This window comes from Actinoallomurus vinaceus (assembly GCF_039542055.1).
GTDB lineage: Bacteria > Actinomycetota > Actinomycetes > Streptosporangiales > Streptosporangiaceae > Actinoallomurus > Actinoallomurus vinaceus.
In genome coordinates, this window is record NZ_BAABHK010000002.1 from 321,968 (window position 1) to 342,477 (window position 20,510).

The following is a 20,510-nucleotide window of genomic DNA, read 5'->3' on the forward strand; positions in this document are numbered from 1 at the left end:
CGAGGTACGACGTGCGACTAGTGGCCGGACCGCTTGAATCCGAACGCGGCGAGCAACGCGGCGAGCGTGAAGGCCGCGCCACCGAGGAGGAACGCCGTCCGATATGCCCATTCGGTCGGGAGGGCCAGCGGGCCGGCGGGAGTCCGATACAGGACGGTTTCGCTCGTGAGAATCGTGACCACGATCGCCGTTCCGATGGCACCACCAATGGTCCGCATGATCGAGTTGATCGAGTTCGCGACCCCCGTCTCGTGTGGCGCGACGTGCGTCACGAGCAGAGCGGGCATCGCCGCGTAGGCGACGGCAACGGCGACATTCGCGAGCACGAGTCCGACGATGAACTCGACGGAGTTCCCGTGCAGGAAGGCCATCGCCGCCAACGCCGCCACTCCGAGCACGCACGCACCGAGGAGCACTACTCGAGGTCCGTAGCGCGTGACGATCCGGCCGGCCATCGGCCCGAGCGGAATCGCCAGCACGGTGCCCGGCAGCATGTAGACCACGCTCGTGCGAAGCACACTCGCCCCGAAGCCGAAACCTGTGACCGCGCGCGGCGTCTGAACGAAGAATGTCGCGCCGAGGAAGACGCTGAACATCGCGAAGCCGACGAACGCGGACGCGAGATTGGTAGCCAGCACGGGCCGGTGCGCCAGAAGCGAGAGTGCGACCAGCGGTTGGCGAGTCCGCGCCTGGAGGAATCCGAAGCCCGCCAACACGACCGCGGAGGCAGCGAACAGCCCGATCACCCGCGCCGAGGTCCAACCCCACTCGTGGCCCTGCGCGACGGGAAGCAGCAGGGCGACCAGCCCCGACCCGAGGACGAGTGCACCGAGATAGTCGACCCGACCACCCTGGCCGGCGCGCCGCGGCAACGCCTTGGCCGCGAGCGCGAGCACGGCAACCGTCAGGACCACGCTGAGCCAGAAGATTCGGCGATAGTCGGCACCGTGCTGCGTGAGAACGCCGGTCGCCACGAGCGCGAATCCGCTTCCGATCCCAAGGGCGGACGCGGTGATCGAGAGTGCGTGGTGCAGCCGTGCGATCGGAAGTTCTTTGCGAAGCACGCTGATGGCCAGCGGGAACAGGCCGAAGCTCGCACCCTGGAGCACTCGACCCGCGATCAGGAGGCCGATCGTGTGGGTCGTCGCGGCGATGACGCTTCCGATGAGAGTGACAAGCAGGGCCGACAGAACGATGCGCCGGTTCCCGTACACGTCTCCGAGTCGCCCGAACAGCGGGGTCACGGCGGAGGCCGTCAGCATCGTCGCCGTGGCGACCCAGCCGACGGTCGTCGCACTGGTGTGCAGTTGTTGGCCGATCAATGGCAGTGCCGGAACGACCAGCGTCTGGATCATCGAGAGCAGGAAGACGTTCGCTGCCATCGCGGGCAGTACGAGCCGTGAGTACGTCGCCGGGCGTGCGGCCGAGGGCGTCTCGACGGCCCCGTCGGTCCGGGTCTCGAGGGGGTTCGTCATGGCATGACGATGACACAGAATCGACAGAGTGTCGAATATCGCCGACGTGGCGTCGGTAATAGCAGACTCGGCGTGGACAACGTACGATCTCAGACATGGCGAGCGTGAAGACCCCGGTGCGTCGGCGAGCAGGCCAGAGCAAAGGCGACCAGCGCGAGGCGCAGATCCTCGAGGCGACACGTGCGCTGCTCACTGACCGCGGCGTCAACGACCTGACCATCGACGACATCGCGGGCGCGGCCGGCATCTCGCGGACGACGTTCTACTTCTACTTCCCGACCAAACAGGCCGTCGTGATGGCGCTGCTGGAAGGACTATGGGATCAGTTCGGTGCGACCTATCAGTGGTTCGAGAGCTCCGGACCGGACGCGACAGGTCTCCACGAGCACCACCGCCTTGTCGCCGAGGTGTGGCGCGATCATCAATCGATTCTTCGCTGCACCACCGGCGCACTCGACTACGAGCCGCTGGTCGAGTGGACGGAGCGAGCGCACGAACGCTTCGTGACCGGACTCGCCGCGAAGATCGAGCGCGACCAGGCCGCTGGAGCGGCACCCCTGGGCGTCACTCCCCGAGCCCTCGCGGAGATCGTCTCCGAACTCCGCGACAAGCGATTCCCCGACCTCGCGGCTCGCTCGGGGAAGAGTTTTGAGCAGGGACTCGAGGACCTCACCGAGGTCGTCCTGCGAATTGTCTACGGCACGGTCGCCCAGCCGCGGTGACCGGAGCCGTCGGCCCGGACCCTGGACGCTGACGTTCGCGGTCAGGCCGCCACCCGCACGCCTTCCCCTACCTGTCGTGTCACGACCAGGGCGACCGCGCGCACCTCTCGGGCGACCGGGCGTTCACCCGGCCGCGCGTTCCACCAGTTCTTGGACGCGCTGTGGCGCGTAGATGCCGTCCACCAGGAGCTCCGCCAAGCCGAGGATGCCGGCGTTGGGGTCGAGTTCGCTGCGGACGATCTGCAGGTTGCGGGTCGCCAGAGGGAGTGAACGCCGGTAGACCACCTCGCGGATGCCGGCGAACAGTTGCTCATCGGTGTGGGCGAGCTGGCCACCGATGGCGATGACGCGCGGGTTGAAGAGATTGACGGTGTCGGCTATCGCGCCGCCGAGGATGCGAGCCGCGCGCCGGGCCAGCCGTACGGCCACGAGATCGCCGCTGCGGATCAGCCGTACGGCGTCGTTGACCGTGGTCACCTCACGGCCGGCGTCCCGGAGATCACGGACGAGAGCCCAGCCCCCGGCATAGGCCTCCACACAGCCCGCGTTTCCGCATCGGCAGATCGGCGGCTCGGCGACGTCCTCGACGGTCACCTGGATATGACCGACATCGCCGGCGGCGCCGTCCGCTCCCCGGTGGACCTGACCGCCGGCGATGAGGCCGGTGCCGACCCCCGTGCCGATCTTGACCATGAGCAAGTGCGCCACGCCGGGATAGCGCAGGCGCTGCTCGCCGACGGCCATCGCGTTGACGTCCTTGTCGACCAGGACCGGGCAGTCGTAGCGACGGGTGAACCATCCGGGGATGTCATAACGGTCCCAGCCGGTCATGATGGGCGGGCTGACCACCCGGCCGGTGGCGAAGTCCACGGGGCCGGGAACATCGATTCCCACGCCGAGCACGTTCTCCTCGGCCTGCCGGGTCTCCTCGAGCATCTCCGTGAACAGCCTGTGCACGAGAGTGAGGATGGCCTCCGGCCCGCTTGTCACGTCGGCGTCGGCCGCCCGCTCTGCGCGGACCGCGCCGCCGAGGTCGCACAGAGCGGCGCGCAGCCCGGTCGCGCCGACATCGGCCACCAGAAGCACACCACGGTCGCGGTTGACGACGAACTGGCTGGCCGGCCGGCCTCGGGTGCGGGCCTCCTCCGGTGCCGGGACCAGTAGCCCCGCCGCGAGGAGGCTGTCGAGACGCTGGTTGACGGCCGTCCGGGACAGTCCGCTGTGGCGCATAACGTCGGCTTTGGTCAGGCCGTCACGGACATCACGGAACAGTCCGAACACCTCACCGTGACTGACCCCCGCTCGCAAGGCGGCGGCGTTAACCCTATCCACAAGATCACCTTACCCGCGTGCCGATGGAGACGAAAGTATCGCATGTTACGACTTTAAAAGTCGAAACAGGGGTTGTCGGGATCCCGAAGTACCCGTATGTTCGTCGCACTGAAGGCGAAAGGAGCGCTCCGATGCGAGTGCAGAAGACGGCAGGCCGGATCACGGCGGTGACGACCGTGGTGACCGCCGGTGTACTGGGGCTGGGTGCCTGCGGTTCCGGCGGTTCGGGCGGCTCCGGCAGCGGCGCGAAGGTCGCCGCTGTGATCAAAGGACTGGACAACCCGTTCTTCCAGACCATGAAGCAGGGGATCGACGACCAGGCCCGGACGGGCGGGGTCTCGACGACCGTGCAGGCCGCGAACGCGATCACTGACACGACGGGGCAGGCGGAGAAGCTCAATGCTCTCGCCGGCCAGCCCTATTCCTGCTTCATCGTCAACCCGATCTCCGGCACCAACCTGGTGCAGGGACTCGCCAAGATCGCTGCGCTCAAGAAGACGATCGTCAACATCGACAGCCCGATCGACGCCAAGGCGGCCAAGACCGCGAAGGCGACTCCGGCCACGTACATCGGCACCGACAACGTCCAGGCCGGCAAGATGGCCGGCGAGCAGATGGCCCGGCTGGTCGGCTCCGGGGGCGACGTCGCCGTCATCGGCGGCATCGCCGGAGACGTCACCAGTGGCGCGCGGATCACGGGGTTCGGGCAGGGCATCGGCCCGAAACTGAAGATCGTCCAGACTGTCGCCGCGGACTGGGATCGGCAAACCGCGCTCACGGCGGCGACCAACGTCCTGCGCGCTCATCCCGATCTGACCGGCTTCTTCGTCGCCAACGACGACATGGGGCTCGGCGTGGCCCGGGCCATCGCCAACGCCGGCAAGACCGGCAAGGTGAAGGTCATCAGCGTCGACGGCATCAAAGACGCCCTCGACGCGGTCAAGAGCGGTTCGCTCGACGCCACCGTCGCGCAGTACCCGTACGCAATCGGCTTGATGGGCGTCGAGGCCTGCCAGGCCTCCGCCAAGGGCAAGACGCTGCCCGCGGACGTCAAGGCCCCGGTCGAACTGGTCACCAAGGACAACGCCGACAAGGCCCTGGCCGCTACGCCCAAGCCGTTCGGCTCCTACGACGACCCGTTCAAGGCACTCGGCAAGTAAGGGCGACCCCGCGGTCCCGGACGGGAGCATCACGCCCTGGACGCCGTCGCGACTAGAAGGACGGAAATGGCAGACGCACAGCTCGCGGTGCCCGGCCGCGACGCCTGGTCCACGCGACTACGGGACATCGGCTTCTGGGCCGAATGGGCGGCCCTCATCGGACTCGTCGTCCTGGTGGTCGTCTTCCAGAGCCTCAACTCCACATTCCTGAGCACCGGCAACGTCCAGTCGATGCTCGTGGCTGCCGCGATCCTGATCATCCTGGCGGTCGGTCAGACATTCGTGATCAGCACCGCCGGCATCGACCTGTCGGTCGCCTCCACCATGACCCTCGGCGCGGTCGTGTTCGGCCAGGCCTACACGAGTGGCTGGGGACTGCCCCTGTCCGCCGTCGTCGCGGTCGTCTCCTCGGCCGTACTCGGCGTGGTCAACGGAACGCTCATCGCCCGGGGGAAGATCACCGACTTCATCGTCACGCTCGGGACGCTCTCGGCGGCCTCCGGACTCGCGCTGATCCTGTCCAACGGCAAGCCGGTGACCATCGTGGACCCGTTCCTGCTGCGCCTGTCCACCGGCGGTGTCGGGATCTTCGGGTGGTCGTTCATCATCGCGGCCGTCGTCGCCGTCCTCGCGCACGTGATGCTCTTTCACAGCCGCTTCGGCACGCATGTGCTGGCGACCGGCGGTGCACCGGAGTCGGCCACGGCCATGGGCATCAGCACCCGGCGGATCAAGATCGCCGTCTACACGGTCTCAGGAACCCTGGCCGGACTGGGTGCGATCCTGCTCGTGGCCAGGGTCGGAGCCGCCGAGCCGGCCGCCAACACCGCCTTCCTGCTCAACTCGGTCGCCGCGGTCGTGCTCGGCGGGGTCAGCCTCTTCGGCGGACGCGGCACCATCACCGGCCCGGTCATCGGCGCGTTGCTGCTGACGGCACTGGTCAACGGGCTCACGCTGCTGGGGGTCTCCCAGTTCTACCAGCCCCTCGCCGTCGGCATCGTCGTGGTGCTGGCCGCGCTCATGACGAGGTTCCAGCGATGACTGTTCAGCCGAAGCCGGCCGGCCCTGCCGGAGACATCCTGCTCGAATGCGAGAACGTCTCGCTGTCCTTCGGAAACGTCCACGCCCTCGTCGAGGCATCTCTCACCCTACGCAAAGGGGAGATCACAGCCCTGGTGGGCGACAACGGCGCGGGCAAGTCGACCCTGGTCCGCTGCATCTCCGGGATCCACCGGCCCGACGGCGGACGCGTGCTCCTCGACGACCGGCCGACCGACTTCCGGTCCCCCGAGGACGCGCGCACGGCCGGTATCGAGACCGTCCACCAGAATCTCGCGCTCGTCGAGGACCTCACCGTCTGGCAGAACCTGTTCCTCAACCGGGAGCTCGTACGGCGGCTGGGTCCCATCGCCATCCTCGATCGCCGGGCCATGCAGGCCCGCGCGCAGGAGATGGTGTCCACACTGGCGGTGAACGTCCCGGCGGTGAGGTCGCGCGTGCGGCGGCTGTCCGGCGGCCAGCGTCAGGCGGTGGCCATCTGCCGGGCGGCCGGCTTCAGCTCCCGGCTGGTCATCATGGACGAGCCCACTGCCGCCCTCGGCGTCCAGGAGACCGCCCGGGTGGAGGAGCTCATCCTCAGGCTCCGCGACGAGGGACACGCCATCCTGCTCATCAGCCACGACTTCGCGCAGGTCATGCGGCTCAGCGACCAGGTATGGGTGATGCGAGCCGGCCGCTGTGTCGGCGGCCGCCGTACGTCCGACACGACGGGCGAGGAGATCGTCGCCCTCATCACCGGCGCCAAGAGCCGCTGATCCCGTTCCGCTATCACCAGAAGGAACCCATTCCCCTATGACCGCGCAGACCACGGAAAACCCGATCGGCGTGCACGCCCTCGTCTGGGTCGGTGACACCTCACCCTCATCGCTCACCTACGCGATCGAGAAGACCAAGGCGACGGGCTTCGACCTGCTCGAGCTCTCCCTGCACGACTCGGTGAACCTCGACGTCGAGGCGGCGCGCGAGGAGTTGGAGGCCGCAGGACTGGGCGTGGCCTGCTCCCGCGGCCTGGCCTTCGACGCCGACGTCTCGAGCGAGGACGTCGCCGTCGTCGAACGCGGCGAGAAACTGCTCCAGGACTCCCTCGCCGCCACAAACCGGCTCGGCGGCACGCACTTCACCGGCGCGCTCTACAGCGCGCTCGGCAAATACGACAGGCCGCTCAGCGACGCGGGGCGCCGTAACGTCGTAGCCGTGCTGCGGCGGCTCGCGCAGGAGGCCCGCCGGCGCGGCATGACCCTCGGCATCGAGATCTGCAACCGCTACGAGACCAACGTCATCAACACCGCCCACGACGCTCTCGTCCTCGCCGACGACATCGGCGAGGACAACGTGCTCATCCACCTCGACACGTACCACATGAACATCGAGGAGGACGATCTCGTCCGGCCCGTACACGAGGTCGGGGACAGGCTCGGCTACGTGCACATCGGCGAGAACCATCGCGGCTACCTCGGCTCCGGGCACCTGGACTTCACCTCGTTCTTCCACGCCCTGGCCGACATCGGCTACCGAGGCCCCATCACATTCGAGTCCTTCTCCTCCGCCGTGGTGATGGCCGGCCTGTCCAACGATCTGGCCATCTGGCGCAACCTCTGGTCGGACGGTGAGGACCTGGCACGGCACGCCCGTGGGTTCATCGCCGGCCACCTAGCCGCAGGCCAGGACCGGCGATGACCCTGGAGGAGCTCACGACACGCGCCCGTTCGCTCATGGCAGGCGGGCAGCGTGCTGTCCTGGGCGTCACCGGCCCTCCTGGAGCCGGAAAGACGACCTTCGCCCGGTACGTGGTCAGCCTGTTGCGCCGGACACCCCCCGACGGAGGGGAGCCGGGCCAGTGGGTGGCGCACGTGCCGATGGACGGCTTTCACCTCGCCGACGTCGAACTCGACCGCCTCGGGCGGCGTGACCGCAAAGGCGCCCCGGACACCTTCGACGCCGCCGGCTATGCCGCCCTGCTCCGCCGGCTCCGCGCGGACGAGGACGAGGACGAGGTGGTCTACGCACCCGCGTTCGAACGCGACCTCGAGCAGCCGATCGCCGGCAGCATCCCCGTACCACGCACCGCCCGGCTCATCGTCACCGAAGGGAACTACCTTCTGCTCGGCGACGATCACTGGGCGCGCGTACGGCGGCAACTCGACGAGGTCTGGTACTGCGACCTCGACACGGAGGAGCGCCTGCGCCGCCTCATCGCCCGCCACGAACGCTTCGGCAAGGACCACGAAGCGGCGGTGGCCTGGGCGACGGGCACGGACCAACGCAACGCCGACCTCATCGCCGAAACGCGCCGACACGCCGACCTCGTCATCCCCGCCCGGCTCCTACGCTCGATCGACGATCGGTGACCGTCGTGGTCATTGCCTCCAGGCAGTCCTCGGCGGTGCTGTCGCGTGTCCGGGGGCAGGAGGCCGTCCGTGCGGGCGCGGTCCGCCTCGGCCGCGTTGATCCATTCACGTCCGTCAAGGGCCTGTTTGGATCTTGCGGCTCAGGGCTTCGTTTCGGTGGTGAGGGCCAAAAGTAGGGATTGGACAGCGCCGCGCGGTAGGTCGAGAAGGCGGGCGTCCAACCACGCCTGGTGCGCCACCAATTGCCGTGCCTTCGCCCTGGCTTCATTCTTGGTCATCGGCGGTTGACCGTCTCGGGCGCTGTCGCGCACGAGCCCTTCCCTCAGGACATTGCCGACCTTGCCGTGCGCATGGGTGAGGAGCCAGCGCACGGCGCCGTCGCCGGTGGTGGCCGTGGCCTCGACGATCGCATGCCGCGGCGTGGGGGTGCTCCGGCGCAGGCGGAGCGTGTACTTGGATTCGACCAGAGCGCGGAGCGTGGACTGCCCGCTCGCGCTGCCGAGGTCGGCGTGCTGATTCGGCAGCAGGATCGCCATCCGATCAGCGTTGACGGCAAGCAGGGTTCGCAGCAGCCAAGGACCGGGATCGTCGGCCAGATTGACCACGGCCGCAGTCCGCTGATTGCGGGGCGCCGGGGCCGGCGGTGCACCGGAGAGCAGGTCGGGGAGCGTGAGCCGCTGGCCGCGTTGAGCGGCCTGCGGCCAGCCGTCACCCACGAACAGCGTCGGCTCGGTGCCGTCGCCCACCGCGGCCAGCACGGCCTCGATGACCGATTCCGGCAGGTCCGCCGTCTGCCCCTCAAGCGACTGCCCCCCGTGCGTGTAGATGTTCACCACCGCTCGGGCCAGTCGCTTGTCGAGGACCTGCCAGGTCCGGGAAGTCGGTTGGCAGACGTACAGGTCGCTGGCGCTGCCCACCGCCTGGGCGCCGTCGTAGCGGTTGAACCCGGGCAGGATCGCCTCGACGGCGAGGTCGAGATCGTGGACGGCACGCTGGACCTTCACCCCGAGCGCCGGGGAGAGCGGGCTGAACCCGTACGCCATGACGAGGCGGCCGTTCGACCGATCCCGCAGTGCCTGCGCCCCTCGCCCCAGGAACAGGCTCACCCCCTCGGGGGTGTACGGCGGGTCGGTGAAGACGAGATCGGCGGAGCCGGCGAGGACCGGCGGGAGGCCGAAGCGCAGATCCGCGTACCAGCACTCGACGGCGGCACCCGCCTCGGCGGCCTGCGCCGCGATGTAGTCCAGAAGCCGCTCGTCGATGTCAACGACGCTGACCCGGCACTCGGGGCTTATCGCGGACACGGCGAGCGAGGTGAGATCGTGGTCGCCCACGCATACCAGGTGCGCGCCGGCCAGATCGTACGTCGCGTCCAGCCACATCGCCCGTCGGGTCGCGGTCTCCGCGGTCGCGGAGACGTGGTCCAACGCCTCGTTGGCGGCGGGCGCCGCCGCGATGAGCCCGGCAAGCCGCTCCGTCAACGCCCGCTGGGCCGCCAGAGGCGCGTGGAACGGGTCCGCGGGTGCTGTGCGGCGCAGCTGGTCGTAGCCGAACCGCTCGCGATAGCTCGGCACCACCGCGTCGTTCAGCATCACGCCTTCCGAGGCGGTGCCCCCCAGGTCGGATCCCGCCGCTCGCAGCAGAGCCTCCACCGAACGGCGTGGAACGGCGCACTCGCGCACCAGGTCGTCCAAGCGCCGCGATCGCTCGGTCAACAGGGCGATCACGGCGCGCAGCGCACGCCCCCTCACGCCGGCCGCGGCCACGACAGACGCAACCGCGGAGATGGGCTCGACGGCATCTTCCCGGGTCCCGGCCTCTGGATCCGTCATCTGCCCCTCCACCCACGAACCTACTTGTCCACGTCCCAACGTTCACAACCGCGAGCGATGCGCTTTGCGCTGGATGTAGGCGTGCGGCCCCCTCACCCGGGTCAGGACCGCCCGAGCGTACAGCAAGCACGTAATCGTCGCGGGCGGGCTGCTCAGGAACCCGTTCGTGATCCAGACGTACGCCGACGTCCGCGGACGCCCGCTGAGCGTGATCGGCTCGGATCAGGGGCCGGCGCTCCCCTGCCGTCCTGATGCAGAACCACGGCGTCTTCACGGTCGGCCGAGACGCACGTGCGGCGGTGAAGGCCGCGATGATGTGCGAGGACGTCGCCCGCACCGTCCATCTGGCAGCCTCACCGGGCGACCCGCTCCCCATCCCGGCGGACGCGATCGACCGGCTGCACGACCGCTACCAGAACGCCTACGGCCAGAGAGTCATGCCTGACGCAGGCTGATGCGGAAACACGCACCGCCGACCCGACTCAGGCTTAATTTTAGTCTTGACACAAGCCTTGAATGGGTTGAATCTACGGCCGATAGCGCGCTCTCAGATGCCTCCGCCCCGCCACTCAGGAGACGCCAAATGTCATCGGCTTCAACGTCACCACCTCGATGGGCCCAGATCAGCAAGGCATGGGAGATGGCACGCTCCCTGCTCGCCGGCTGGAAAGCCCCCTTCGACGGCGTCGGCCAGGGTGCTCCGCGGCGCCGTCCCAGATCCGGCCCGCTCCGGTGCCAGGCCATCCTGGTGGCGACGGCGCTGCTCGGCGCCTGCCTCAGCGCCGTCCTGACCACGACCGTCGCCGGCTCGCCCGCCGCGTACGCCGACACCGTGCCGCCGCCCCCGGCCGGGTGGACGACCGTGTTCGGCGACGACTTCGCCGGGGCCGCCGGATCGCCGCCTTCGTCGGCGAACTGGTTCTACGACATCGGCACCGGCTATGGCACCGGCGAGATCGAGCAGACCACCAGCTCGACCGCCAACTCCTACCTCGACGGGAACGGCCATCTGGTGCTCAAGGCCCTCAACAACGGCGGCACCTGGACCTCGGCACGACTGGAGAGCACCCGCGAGGACTTCCAAGCCCCGCCCGGCGGCAAGCTGGAGATGACGGCGTCGATCCAGCAGCCGAACCCGGCAAGCGGCCTGGGGTACTGGCCCGCGTTCTGGGCGCTGGGCTCGCCGATGCGCGCCGGCGGCGGCTGGCCCACCTCCGGTGAGATCGACATGATGGAGGACGTCAACGGCCTCAACGAGGCCTCGCAGACTCTCCACGACTCGGCCAACAGCCCGGGCCACGCGCTGATCGCCTGCCCGAACACGGGTTCGACCTGCCAGACGGCCTACCACACCTACACGGTGATCATCGACCGCACCAACACGAGCGCCGAGTCTCTGCAGTTCCTGATGGACGGCACGGTGGAGAGCACGATCACCGAGGCGTCGGTGGGCACGACGGCCTGGCAGCAGGCCATCGACCACGGTTTCTTCATCATCTGGGACCTCGCGATGGGCGGCAACTACCCGGACGGGATCTGCGGCTGCACCACGCCGACCTCCGCCACCACGTCCGGCGCCTCGATGAGCGTCGCGTACGTGGCCGTCTACGAGCAGGGCGGCAACTCCACGCCCACCGCGACCGCCACCGGGACGGGCACGGTGAAGGGCATCAACGGCCTGTGCCTGGCGAACCAGAACTCGCTGAACACCGAGGGCAACCCGATCGGCGTCAGCTCCTGCAACGGCAGCGCGGGCCAGACCTGGTCGCCGTACAGCGACGACACGCTGCGCGCGCAAGGCGGCTGTCTCGACGTCGTCAGCGCCGGGACGACCAGCGGCACCAACGTCGACTGGTATCCGTGTAACGGCACCAACGCCCAGATCTGGAAGCATCAGGCCAACGGCGAGCTGGTCAACCCCAACTCCGGCCTGTGCCTGACCGATCCCGGCGGCAACACCGGCGCGCGGCTCGACATCGAGACCTGCACCGGCTCCGCGCAGCAGCAATGGACACTGCCCACCGGCACCGGTAACACCGTGACGGTGACCAACCCCGGCGACCAGACGTCCACGGTCGGCACCGCGGCCAACCTGCAAATCCACGCGAGCGACTCGGCGTCGGGCCAGTCCCTCACCTACAGCGCCAGTGGCCTGCCGGCCGGGCTGTCGATCAACTCCTCCACCGGGCTGATCTCCGGCACGCCGACCACGACCGGGACCTCGAATGTCACGGTGACCGCCAAGGACGCCACCGGCGCCGGCGGCTCGACATCCTTCACCTGGACCGTGAACTCCGCCGGGGGTTGCTCGACGACGAACATCGCGCAGGGTAAGACCGCCACAGCGTCCTCCACCGAGTCAGTGGCCTTCCCCGCGCAAAATGCCGTCGACGGGAACCTGGGCACCCGATGGTCGTCGGCCTTCAGCGACCCGCAGTGGCTCCAGGTCGACCTCGGCAGTACCCGATCCCTCTGCAAGGTGACGCTGAACTGGGAGACCGCGTACGCCACGGCGTACCAGATCCAGGTCTCGGGCGACGCGAACACCTGGACCACCGTCTACTCCACCGCCGCCGGAACCGGTGGCACGCAGACCCTCGACATCACCGCCTCCGCCCGCTACGTCCGCATGTACGGAACCGCGCGGTCGACCCAGTGGGGCTACTCACTATGGGAGTTCCAGATCTTCGGCTCCTGATCTCCTGACACGCCGCACCGGGAGCCCCGACATCACCGGGGGCTCCTGGTGCCGCGGCGATCAGATGAGCGGACGACCTTCGCACCCCTGACGCAGCGCGGTCACGGGGTGGGCTCGGCCGGGTCGTCGAGGTGGAAGCGCTGCCGGATGTCGGGACGGCTGAGCAGCTTTGCCGGATAGCCGGGACCTGGGCGGGGCGTGACGTCCTGCCAGGTGACCGGCTCCTTGCAGTGCGAGCACACGACCTCGGCGTGGAAGTCGTGGGCGCAGGTCTCGTGCCTGGTGAGGACGGGCGGCCCCGATGCCTCGGCGAGCCATCGGTCGCCCCATCGGGTCATCACCAGGATCACGTCGTAGAACTCGCGGCCGGACTCGGTGAGCAGGTACTCGTGGCGCATGGGAAGCGTCTCGTAGACGCGCTTCTCCAGCAGGCCGGCGCCGACCAGTCGGCGCAGCCGCTCCGACAGGGTGTTGCGGGCGATGCCCAACTCCCGCTGGAACTCGTCGAACCGGCGGATGCCGTAGAACGCCTCCCGCAGCACGAGCGGCGTCCACCAGTCACCGAGCAGATCCATGGTCCTGGCCACCGAGCAGGGCCAGTTCGCGAACGACGTACGCCTCATGGAGCACATGGTAAGGGTCTTGTATTGAGACTCAGCAGCCAGCGCCCTCTTTTTCATCCTTGCGCCAGTCAGTCTATCTACGCAACCATGGACGTCATGGAATGGACGGGACAGGTATACGCGGACACTCCGATCGTGTCCGCCGAGACCTACGTCGAGGCGCCACCTGCCCGGGTGTGGGAGCTGGTCAGCGACATTCATCTGATGCCCGAGCTCAGTAGCGAGCTGCGGGAGGTGGCCTGGCTCGACGGGTTGACGAGTCCGGGGACGGGTCATCGCTTCGCCGGCCGCAGCGCCCATGACGCTCTGGGCAGTTGGGAGACGATCAGCACGATCGTCGACTGCGAAGCTCCCCGCCGGTTCACTTGGGCGGTGGGAGACCCCGGCCATCCGTCCAGCGTGTGGAGCTTCCTCCTCCAGGCCCAGGGCGAGGGCACTGTCCTGGAGCAGTGGGCGCAGATGGGCCCCGGGCCATCCGGGTTGAGTCTCGCCATCGAGGCCATGCCCGACAAGGAGCAGAAGATCGTGTTCGTGCGGCTGCGGGAGTTCGAGACCGGTATGAAAGCCAACCTGGCCGCCATCAAGGGCCTGGCCGAACGGCGGGCATGATGCGTACCGCGACGACCGTCGAAGCCTCTGCGGACTTCCCGCGGACGGTCGACTTCGTCCTCGAGGCCGAGAAGCTGGGGTTGGAGATCTGCTGGGTGGCTGAGGCGTGGGGAAGCGACGCGGTCTCGCCGCTGGGCTACCTGGCCGCCCGTACCGAGCGGATCCTGCTCGGCTCGGGCATCATGCAGCTGGGCACACGCTCCCCGGTGACCATCGCGCAGACCGCGATGACCCTCGCCCATCTGTCCGGTGGCCGATTCCTGCTCGGCCTCGGCGCTTCCGGGCCGCAGGTCGTGGAGGGGCTGCACGGCATCCCCTTCGCGAGTCCGCTGGCCCGGATGCGGGAGACCGTCCAGATCGTACGCTCCGCCTTCACCGGCGAGAAGATCGCCTTCCAGGGCAGCCAGCACGTGATTCCGCTACCGGACGGTCAGGGCCGTCCCATGCGGCTCAGCCTGGAACCGGTGACGGCGCCGATCTACCTCGCGACCCTGTCACCGAAGATGCTCGAACTCACCGGTGAGATCGCGGACGGCTGGCTGGGGACCAGCTTCGTGCCCGAGCGGGCGGACGCCTACCTCGACCATCTGGACGCCGGACTCGCCCGCGCCGGCCGTGATCGCGCCGACCTCGACATCTGCCAGGGCGCCGAGATCAACATCGTGTCGGACGAGGAGCTGCTGAGCGAGGTCGTCGCGAGCAGGAAGAAGGAGCTGGCGTTCTCGCTGGGCGGTATGGGCTCCGGGACCACCAACTTCTACAACCGCGCCTACAGCCGTCAGGGCTGGGGCGAGGTCGCCGCCGAGGTGCTGGAACGCTGGCAGCGCGGAGATCGTACGGGCGCCACCGCCCTGATCACCGATGAGATGGTCCTGGCGACCACGCTCATCGGAACCGAGGCCATGGTCCGCGCCCGCCTCAAGGCCTGGCAGGCCGCCGGGGTCGACACCGTGCGCCTGTATCCGGCCGGTAAGACCCTGCATGCCCGCCTCGACAACCTCGGCCGCGGCATCGACCTCATCCGGGCTCTCGAGCACGACTGAGGTCACGTCGGTCATCGGCAGGTTGTCGCGGAAGTCCGAGGTCCCCGTCTGCGGCAGGGTGCCTACCCTGCCGCAGAAGGGGACCTTCGGTCCGGTGAACGAGGGACACGGTTCAGGCGGGAACCAGTTGCCATTGCTGGTTGGTTCCGCCGTTGGCGGTCCACTGCACCACGCGGGCGTCGTCGTCCGTCGCGAGGGCGTAGTCGTCGGCCAGCAGGCCGCTGTCATGGCTGACGATGGTGAAGTAGCCGTCGGCGGTGGGCCGGAGGTACCACATCTGGTTGGTGCCGCCGTTGGCGGACCACTGCTGGAGTTGCAGGCCTACGGTCGCGTCGCCGCCGTTGACGTCGAGCACCTTGCCGGTGGGCACGTAGGTGAGCGTGTAGGCGTTGCCGGAGGTGGAGGTGATCGTCCAGGCGGCGGCGCCGGACCGCTGGACGACGCCCGCGCCGTCCGCGGTCGAGTCGCCGGCCACGGCCAGCGGTTTGCCGCTGAAGCGGTTGACGACACGGTAGTTCGTTCCCGAGACCGGAGCGTTGGTCGTCACGAACCGGTCGATCGTGGCCCAGGTGTAGGCCGACTGCGTGTTCTTGGTCCCCGTCGCCCGTACCCGGATGGTGTGGGCGCCCGAGGCGAGGCGGGGGCTGGTCCAGACCGCGACGTCGCCGGTCCTGGTGGCCGAGTACTCGTCGACCAGCGTCTCCGTACCTCCGTCCACGGTGACGCCGACGATGCCGTGGTCCGGCGCGGTGACCGCCCGCAGCGTGATACCGGTGCCGGTGAAGTTCAGGGTCGCGGTGGCGTCGGTGACGTCGCTGTAGGAGTTGGTTCCCTTGTACGGGCCGGACTCACCGGAGGCGTGGCTCCAGCCGCTGCTGTAGGCCACCGCCGCGTCGGAGTCGTCGACGCTCGTGGTGTTCCCGCCGAGTGTGAAGTACTCGGCGGTGTCGCTGAAGGTCGTGGTGCCGGCCTTCGTGGTCTTCAGCGTGAGATAGATCCTGCTGCCGTTGGACGGGGCCGTGAAGGTGATCGGCTGGGTGGCGCGTGAGCCCAGCGGGATCGTCAGGGTCGTGCTCCCGGAGGCGATGACGGCGCCGTCCGGCTGGTCGAGCCGGGCCGTCCAGTCGAGCCCGACGGCGGTGCCGCTGAAGTCATCGTTGAAGATGGTGACGGTCCGGTCGACCGGCGCGCCGTAGGCGTAGTCGTCGACGGAATTCGGCAATGGGAACGAGCCGGACTCATCGGAGATGCCGGAGGCCGACCAGTAGGGAAGGTCGAGGGCGGCCACCGGGTTGAAGGCCGCCTGGATGCGCTGGATCTGGGGGTTGCTCCAGGGATCGGAAAGGTTGTCGGCGCCGTAGACGGGGCTGCCGCCCTCTTCCGGCACGAAGTCGGTGGTCTTCACCCCGGGCACGAAGCCCGTCCAGCCGGACAGCAGGGTGTAGGGGCGCAGGTCGCCGGCGTCCTTGCCCCGCTTGGCCGCCGTCAGGGTGGCGAACCACTCGAAGCCCTGCTTGGTGTTGCACTTGGGCCAGATGTACTCGCCCTCGCCGTCCGGACGGCCTGACACCGCGGTGACCGTCTCGTTGTACGCGCCCAGGCCGCCGTTGTAATGCGGGAAGACCGCGAAGTTGGAGTAGGTCATGTCGGGGTAGCTGTTCGGCGCTTCGCCGTCCACGCTGACCGGCCGGGTACCGTCGTTGCCGTTGACGGCCGTGTAGAGGTCCTGCTCGAACTGCTCGGTGTCATTGCTGAGGCCCGGCTCGTTGCTCTGGCTCCAGCGGATGATGGACGGGTGGTTGCGATCGCGTAGCACCAGGTCGCGCGCGTGCCCGACCATGTTGTCGTGACCGGCCTGAAAGTCCTGGCCGTTGTTGGAACCCCGGATCGCGGTCTCATCGATGACCATGAGGCCCATCTCGTCGGCGACGTCGAGCATGTACGGGCTGGCCGGTTCCTGGTGGATGCGCACGACGTTGTAGTTGAGCCGCTGGTAGTTGTCGACGGCCTGTGGCCAGCCGCCGTTGCCCGACGAGGGCGGCAGGAACCCGGACAGGGTGTCGTAGGCGTCGCCCTTGCCGCCGTTGTCGATCCGGTCGAAGTCCGCGCCCTGCAGGTTGTCCCCGCGCAGGTTCACCCGCACTCCGTTGAGGTAGTAGTACTCGCCGTTCTGCGCGCTCTCCCGGAATCCGAACCGGTAGGCGGCGTCGCTGGTGTGGCCGTCGTCGGTGGCGGCGTGGATCGCCAGGCGGTGCAGCTGGGCGCGGTATCCGGACCGGTACGGGACGTTGGGCCACCAGTAGGAGCCGGCACCGAGGTTCCAGGCGACCGGGCCGACCGTGACCTTGGCCGTGGAATGGGCGGCCACCGTGACCGTACGACCGGGGAGGGTGGGATAGGAGAAGGAACCGCCGTTGTCGGAGGACAGCGAGCCGGAGAGGGTGACCGTCCGGGAGCTGCCCGTGGAATTGGTCACCGAGACGTCGTAGCCGAGGGTCTGGTTCGTGACCGACGTGCGGATGAAGGCGTCGCTCACGAACACCGCCGGGTACACGCGGAGCTGGGCGGAACGGTAGATGCCCTGCGGAACGGCCTCGGACCATTCCGCGGCGTCGGGCACGAGGTACTTGCCGTTGGCGGAGTTCTTCAGCGCGCCGCGGCCCTTGACCGCGACGCTGATGGTGTGCGTCGTGCCGGGCGCGGCGTAGGCGCTGATGTCGAAGTTGGACGGGGTGAACGAGGTGGTCCGGGTGGCGACCTCGGTGCCGTCCACCGACAGCGTCGCCTGGTGGTCGACCGCGCCGAACTCGATCCAGGTCGACTGAGGCTGCCCGGTGTCCGGCACGGTGATCGTCCGTGTGTACACCGCCTCGTTCACGTTGGTGAAGCCCTGCTTGTACCAGCCGCCGCCGGGCACGGTGATCGTGGTCGTCGTACCGCCGGTCGGTGTGAAGCTCCACTTTCCGGCCAGGTCGACCGAGGCCAGGGGCGTGTTCCCGGCGGCGAAGGCGGCGGTGAGGTGCGCCGATGCGCGTTTGGTGTGCGCCGATGCGTGGGTGGTGGGGATTTCGAGAGCGCCGCCGGCCAGAACCAGGCTGGCCGCCAGCACAAGGGCACGTCTGCGCATGCACTTGCTCCAACGGGGCGGGGGGTGAGACTCCAGGCCGCGGAGTTCGTTTCACGAAGAGACTTCAGCGGAGGTGGCGGCCGAGGACCTTACTCACCGGGGACTGGGGATCTGACGTCCACAGTTTCTTAAACGGACTAACTCGTCAAGGGGCCATGATCGGCGCTGCGGCGCCGGACGGTCCGGTCACGTGACGCAAGAGTGTGAGCACCTCGTTGTCGAGGCGCTCAGCGACTTGCGAGGCGGCCTGGTCGCGGTATGGCGCCAGTGCGCTCGCCACGCTGTCGTAACTCACACGGGTCCCGCCGTCCGATGTCTCCGCGACGAGAATGGTCACCGGCGCATACGATCCGGCGTCGGTCACATGACGGGTCATCTGGCCCATGGTGACCGGGTTGCCGGCGATCACCCGGACCAAGCGCCGCCTGTGTTCGGCCGGCACCTGGGGATCGAGTGTCAGCGCGATATCCAGGTTGAGCTGCAGGAACAGAATCAGCCCTGCGCTGCCTTCCGCCTGGTGGACCAGGGAGCTGAACTCGTCGTATGACGTGCTCGCCGCGAGCTCGTCGAACAGTCGGCCGATGTCGGGCCGACTGATGCCTCCGTAAATGCCATCCAGGACGTCGGAGAATGGCCGGTTGGTTTCAAGGACATGACGACGTACCAGGACCGTTTGCACCTGTTCCCTGCCCAGCCCCTCATGGCCTGGCCCGGTCTGCGGCATGAGCCCTCCTCTCAACACTCGGGTGCCCCTCACCCGATCTCCAGCGCATCGATCACGCGGTTCCGGGTGGTCGACGGCGTAGGTCTCAGGATCGTTCCTGTTCGCGTATCCAGGAGGCGGCCAGCGTCGTCCAGGCCGCCGTGTCTCCGGCGCCTTCGGCCAGGCCGAGGCTGTGGGGCCCATGGGCGAAGACGTGGAGCGTGTGTGGGACGCCGTTGGCGGCGAGTGCGGCTGCGAGGCGGTAGCTGTGTTCGGGCGGGACGTAGATGTCCTCGGCGGTGTGCCAGATGAAGAACGGGGGCGACTGAGGCGTCACCAGTGCGTCCAGCGACGTGGACCGGCGCGCTTCCGCAGTCGCGTCCTCGCCGAGGAGAATCAGTCTGGAGGGCCGGTAGGTTTCGGTCTCCATGGATGTGATCGCGTAGCCGAGGACCGCGAACTGGACGGCGTCGGCCGGTGTACTGCCGGGGGCAAGAGCCGCGAGGCCGGCGAGGTGTCCACCGGCCGAGAAGCCGATCAGGCCGATGCGGTCGGCTCCGCCGGCGCGTCGGCGGCGGATCTCGGCGCGGAGCGCGTCGAGGGGCACCGGGTGGCGGCGGTTGAGCGGGTACCGGAAGACGCCGGCCTGAATTCCCAGCGTGCCGAGCCAGGCGGCGATCGGCTCGGCCTCGTGCGGGGCGTGCGCCGCGTATCCGCCGCCGGGAAGAACGATCATGTGCGTACCTGTCACCAACGGTTCCTTGCTCTAGTGGTTCGGGCTCTGCGGATTCCTGACGTCTTCACCGGGACTCGGCCAGGCTCGCGGACCGGGTACCCGGCCTGCTACCCGCTCGACCTAGGGGACCACGGCATTGGACGCGGCCGTACCACCTGAATAGGTGATGCGGTGCATGCCGCCCGCTGGTCGCCCCACCCGCTCACCTGATGTCGGGATGGTTGCCGAGCAGTTCCCGCGCCCAGGCGGTCAGGTCGGCCCGGAGGTCTCCGGCGCCGGGTAGCGAGCGGTCCGGGCCGGTAGGTCGCCCGGCGCCGCGGGGCCGGTTCTGTACCCGTGCATTCACCCTAAAGCACAGGATTTGGCATTAGGGTTTCGACGGGGCTACGCTCGGATAGCGCATAGGTCTTTGCTTTAGGAGGTTCGGAGATGACCCTCACCGACGCACGGCCCGCTCACGGGCTCGGCCTCTCGGCCCTCGCGTCCGGCCGCTCGTAGAGCCTCACCAGAGGGCAGGACTGTTCGCGTCCATCTACGTGAGCGCCTACCTGAGCTTCGGAGTTCCAGCGATCATCGCAGGGCTCCTGATCGCGCCGGTCGGCCTGCTCACGACCGTCCTCGGCTACGGCCTCGTCATCCTCGTCGTGGCCGCCCTCGGGCTGTTCGCCCAGTACCGCGTCAACACACGAGCCTGACCCGCGGGCGGCGAGGCCAGGGCTCGCCCGCCAGAGCCGTGCTCACCACCGGACAAAGGAGAACCACCGTCATGGCCACCGTTGCCGCCTACGCCGCGCCCGCCGCGAAGGCCCACGGCGGCATCGCCGAGACCCAGGAGATGCTCGACTTCTGCGCAGCACACTGGGTGAGCGCCGAGATCGAACGGATCCGCGCCGACGAGATCAACACCGCGTTGCCTGCGCAGTTCCTCGTAAAGCTGGCTTGACGTCTCCACCGGCCTCCGCCTTACAGTCTCCAGACTCCGCCGCGACATCGTTCAGTGTCGCCCGCGAGGCAGGCCCGTCGCCAGCCTGCGCAGAGCGGCC

At 68.5% G+C, this 20,510-nt stretch carries 18 protein-coding genes and 1 pseudogene; 12 read left to right on the forward strand and 7 right to left on the reverse strand.

Annotation, left to right across the window (positions count from 1 at the left end; translation table 11 throughout):
* Positions 1-17 precede the first annotated feature (17 nt).
* Positions 18-1,475, reverse strand: a complete 1,458-nt coding sequence (locus ABEA24_RS07650; RefSeq protein WP_345429955.1) for an MFS transporter — start codon at positions 1,473-1,475, stop codon at positions 18-20.
* 95 nt (positions 1,476-1,570) lie between these two features.
* Here ABEA24_RS07650 and ABEA24_RS07655 point away from each other — a divergent pair, with 95 nt between their 5' ends.
* Complete coding sequence (locus ABEA24_RS07655) at positions 1,571-2,197, forward strand: TetR/AcrR family transcriptional regulator (RefSeq protein ID WP_345429956.1); 627 nt, start codon at positions 1,571-1,573, stop codon at positions 2,195-2,197.
* Positions 2,198-2,320: 123 nt separating this feature from the next.
* On the opposite strand, the gene ABEA24_RS07660 is transcribed toward ABEA24_RS07655, so the two are convergent.
* Positions 2,321-3,529, reverse strand: a complete 1,209-nt coding sequence (locus ABEA24_RS07660; protein ID WP_345429957.1) for an ROK family protein — start codon at positions 3,527-3,529, stop codon at positions 2,321-2,323.
* Between the two features lie 131 nt (positions 3,530-3,660).
* Here ABEA24_RS07660 and ABEA24_RS07665 point away from each other — a divergent pair, with 131 nt between their 5' ends.
* From ABEA24_RS07665 to ABEA24_RS07685, 5 genes are all read left to right on the forward strand, one after another.
* Positions 3,661-4,689 (forward strand): sugar ABC transporter substrate-binding protein, encoded by a 1,029-nt coding sequence (locus tag ABEA24_RS07665; RefSeq protein ID WP_345429958.1) that lies wholly within the window; start codon positions 3,661-3,663, stop codon positions 4,687-4,689.
* Between the two features lie 66 nt (positions 4,690-4,755).
* Positions 4,756-5,730 (forward strand): ABC transporter permease, encoded by a 975-nt coding sequence (locus ABEA24_RS07670; protein WP_345429959.1) that lies wholly within the window; start codon positions 4,756-4,758, stop codon positions 5,728-5,730.
* Positions 5,727-6,503: an ATP-binding cassette domain-containing protein gene (locus ABEA24_RS07675; RefSeq protein WP_345429960.1), complete on the forward strand. Its 777-nt coding sequence runs from the start codon at positions 5,727-5,729 to the stop codon at positions 6,501-6,503. Before ABEA24_RS07670 ends, ABEA24_RS07675 begins: the two co-directional genes overlap by 4 nt.
* Positions 6,504-6,540: 37 nt before the next feature.
* On the forward strand, positions 6,541-7,425 hold the full coding sequence (locus tag ABEA24_RS07680) for a sugar phosphate isomerase/epimerase family protein (RefSeq protein WP_345429961.1): 885 nt from the start codon (positions 6,541-6,543) through the stop codon (positions 7,423-7,425).
* A complete protein-coding gene (locus tag ABEA24_RS07685) occupies positions 7,422-8,096 on the forward strand; it encodes a nucleoside/nucleotide kinase family protein (protein ID WP_345429962.1) in 675 nt (224 codons plus the stop codon). The genes ABEA24_RS07680 and ABEA24_RS07685 overlap by 4 nt, the downstream gene beginning before the upstream one ends.
* Positions 8,097-8,236: 140 nt before the next feature.
* Here the strand turns inward: ABEA24_RS07685 and ABEA24_RS07690 are convergent, their stop codons facing one another.
* Entirely contained in the window at positions 8,237-9,928 is a 1,692-nt protein-coding gene (locus tag ABEA24_RS07690; RefSeq protein ID WP_345429963.1) for a bis-aminopropyl spermidine synthase family protein, read from the reverse strand.
* Positions 9,929-10,143: 215 nt separating this feature from the next.
* Between ABEA24_RS07690 and ABEA24_RS07695 the strand changes: the two are divergent.
* Both ABEA24_RS07695 and ABEA24_RS07700 read left to right on the forward strand, forming a co-directional pair.
* Positions 10,144-10,383 (forward strand): annotated as a pseudogene (locus tag ABEA24_RS07695) (class II aldolase/adducin family protein); the annotation flags it as partial.
* A gap of 128 nt (positions 10,384-10,511) precedes the next feature.
* Positions 10,512-12,626 carry a discoidin domain-containing protein gene (locus ABEA24_RS07700; RefSeq protein WP_345429964.1) on the forward strand — a complete coding sequence of 705 codons (2,115 nt, stop codon included), beginning with the start codon at positions 10,512-10,514 and terminating at the stop codon, positions 12,624-12,626.
* Between the two features lie 101 nt (positions 12,627-12,727).
* Here the strand turns inward: ABEA24_RS07700 and ABEA24_RS07705 are convergent, their stop codons facing one another.
* Positions 12,728-13,249 carry a winged helix-turn-helix transcriptional regulator gene (locus ABEA24_RS07705; protein WP_345429965.1) on the reverse strand — a complete coding sequence of 174 codons (522 nt, stop codon included), beginning with the start codon at positions 13,247-13,249 and terminating at the stop codon, positions 12,728-12,730.
* Between the two features lie 96 nt (positions 13,250-13,345).
* Here ABEA24_RS07705 and ABEA24_RS07710 point away from each other — a divergent pair, with 96 nt between their 5' ends.
* Both ABEA24_RS07710 and ABEA24_RS07715 read left to right on the forward strand, forming a co-directional pair.
* The gene (locus tag ABEA24_RS07710; RefSeq protein WP_345429966.1) at positions 13,346-13,858 is read left to right on the forward strand and encodes an SRPBCC family protein; all 513 of its coding nucleotides are present in this window, start codon (positions 13,346-13,348) and stop codon (positions 13,856-13,858) included.
* A complete protein-coding gene (locus tag ABEA24_RS07715; protein WP_345429967.1) occupies positions 13,858-14,901 on the forward strand; it encodes an LLM class flavin-dependent oxidoreductase in 1,044 nt (347 codons plus the stop codon). Before ABEA24_RS07710 ends, ABEA24_RS07715 begins: the two co-directional genes overlap by 1 nt.
* A 112-nt stretch (positions 14,902-15,013) precedes the next feature.
* On the opposite strand, the gene ABEA24_RS07720 is transcribed toward ABEA24_RS07715, so the two are convergent.
* From ABEA24_RS07720 to ABEA24_RS07730, 3 genes are all read right to left on the reverse strand, one after another.
* On the reverse strand, positions 15,014-18,028 hold the full coding sequence (locus ABEA24_RS07720; RefSeq protein ID WP_345429968.1) for an RICIN domain-containing protein: 3,015 nt from the start codon (positions 18,026-18,028) through the stop codon (positions 15,014-15,016).
* A 145-nt stretch (positions 18,029-18,173) separates the two neighbouring features.
* Positions 18,174-18,752 (reverse strand): DUF302 domain-containing protein, encoded by a 579-nt coding sequence (locus ABEA24_RS07725; protein ID WP_345429969.1) that lies wholly within the window; start codon positions 18,750-18,752, stop codon positions 18,174-18,176.
* Positions 18,753-18,837: 85 nt separating this feature from the next.
* Positions 18,838-19,482: an alpha/beta hydrolase gene (locus tag ABEA24_RS07730; RefSeq protein WP_345429970.1), complete on the reverse strand. Its 645-nt coding sequence runs from the start codon at positions 19,480-19,482 to the stop codon at positions 18,838-18,840.
* Between the two features lie 521 nt (positions 19,483-20,003).
* Here ABEA24_RS07730 and ABEA24_RS07735 point away from each other — a divergent pair.
* The gene (locus tag ABEA24_RS07735; protein ID WP_345429971.1) at positions 20,004-20,162 is read left to right on the forward strand and encodes a hypothetical protein; all 159 of its coding nucleotides are present in this window, start codon (positions 20,004-20,006) and stop codon (positions 20,160-20,162) included.
* Between the two features lie 71 nt (positions 20,163-20,233).
* Positions 20,234-20,410 (forward strand): hypothetical protein, encoded by a 177-nt coding sequence (locus ABEA24_RS07740; RefSeq protein ID WP_345430644.1) that lies wholly within the window; start codon positions 20,234-20,236, stop codon positions 20,408-20,410.
* The last annotated feature ends 100 nt before the right edge of the window (positions 20,411-20,510 follow it).

Coding starts and splice junctions, on each gene's coding strand:
- ABEA24_RS07740 (WP_345430644.1), top strand. CDS start 20,234: ATGGCCACCGTTGCCGCCTACGCCGCGCCCGCCGCGAAGGCCCACGGC.
- ABEA24_RS07665 (WP_345429958.1), top strand. CDS start 3,661: ATGCGAGTGCAGAAGACGGCAGGCCGGATCACGGCGGTGACGACCGTG.
- ABEA24_RS07650 (WP_345429955.1), bottom strand. CDS start 1,475: ATGACGAACCCCCTCGAGACCCGGACCGACGGGGCCGTCGAGACGCCC.
- ABEA24_RS07655 (WP_345429956.1), top strand. CDS start 1,571: ATGGCGAGCGTGAAGACCCCGGTGCGTCGGCGAGCAGGCCAGAGCAAA.
- ABEA24_RS07715 (WP_345429967.1), top strand. CDS start 13,858: ATGCGTACCGCGACGACCGTCGAAGCCTCTGCGGACTTCCCGCGGACG.
- ABEA24_RS07700 (WP_345429964.1), top strand. CDS start 10,512: ATGTCATCGGCTTCAACGTCACCACCTCGATGGGCCCAGATCAGCAAG.
- ABEA24_RS07685 (WP_345429962.1), top strand. CDS start 7,422: ATGACCCTGGAGGAGCTCACGACACGCGCCCGTTCGCTCATGGCAGGC.
- ABEA24_RS07710 (WP_345429966.1), top strand. CDS start 13,346: ATGGAATGGACGGGACAGGTATACGCGGACACTCCGATCGTGTCCGCC.
- ABEA24_RS07725 (WP_345429969.1), bottom strand. CDS start 18,752: ATGCCGCAGACCGGGCCAGGCCATGAGGGGCTGGGCAGGGAACAGGTG.
- ABEA24_RS07670 (WP_345429959.1), top strand. CDS start 4,756: ATGGCAGACGCACAGCTCGCGGTGCCCGGCCGCGACGCCTGGTCCACG.
- ABEA24_RS07680 (WP_345429961.1), top strand. CDS start 6,541: ATGACCGCGCAGACCACGGAAAACCCGATCGGCGTGCACGCCCTCGTC.
- ABEA24_RS07705 (WP_345429965.1), bottom strand. CDS start 13,249: ATGAGGCGTACGTCGTTCGCGAACTGGCCCTGCTCGGTGGCCAGGACC.
- ABEA24_RS07690 (WP_345429963.1), bottom strand. CDS start 9,928: ATGACGGATCCAGAGGCCGGGACCCGGGAAGATGCCGTCGAGCCCATC.
- ABEA24_RS07675 (WP_345429960.1), top strand. CDS start 5,727: ATGACTGTTCAGCCGAAGCCGGCCGGCCCTGCCGGAGACATCCTGCTC.
- ABEA24_RS07720 (WP_345429968.1), bottom strand. CDS start 18,028: ATGCGCAGACGTGCCCTTGTGCTGGCGGCCAGCCTGGTTCTGGCCGGC.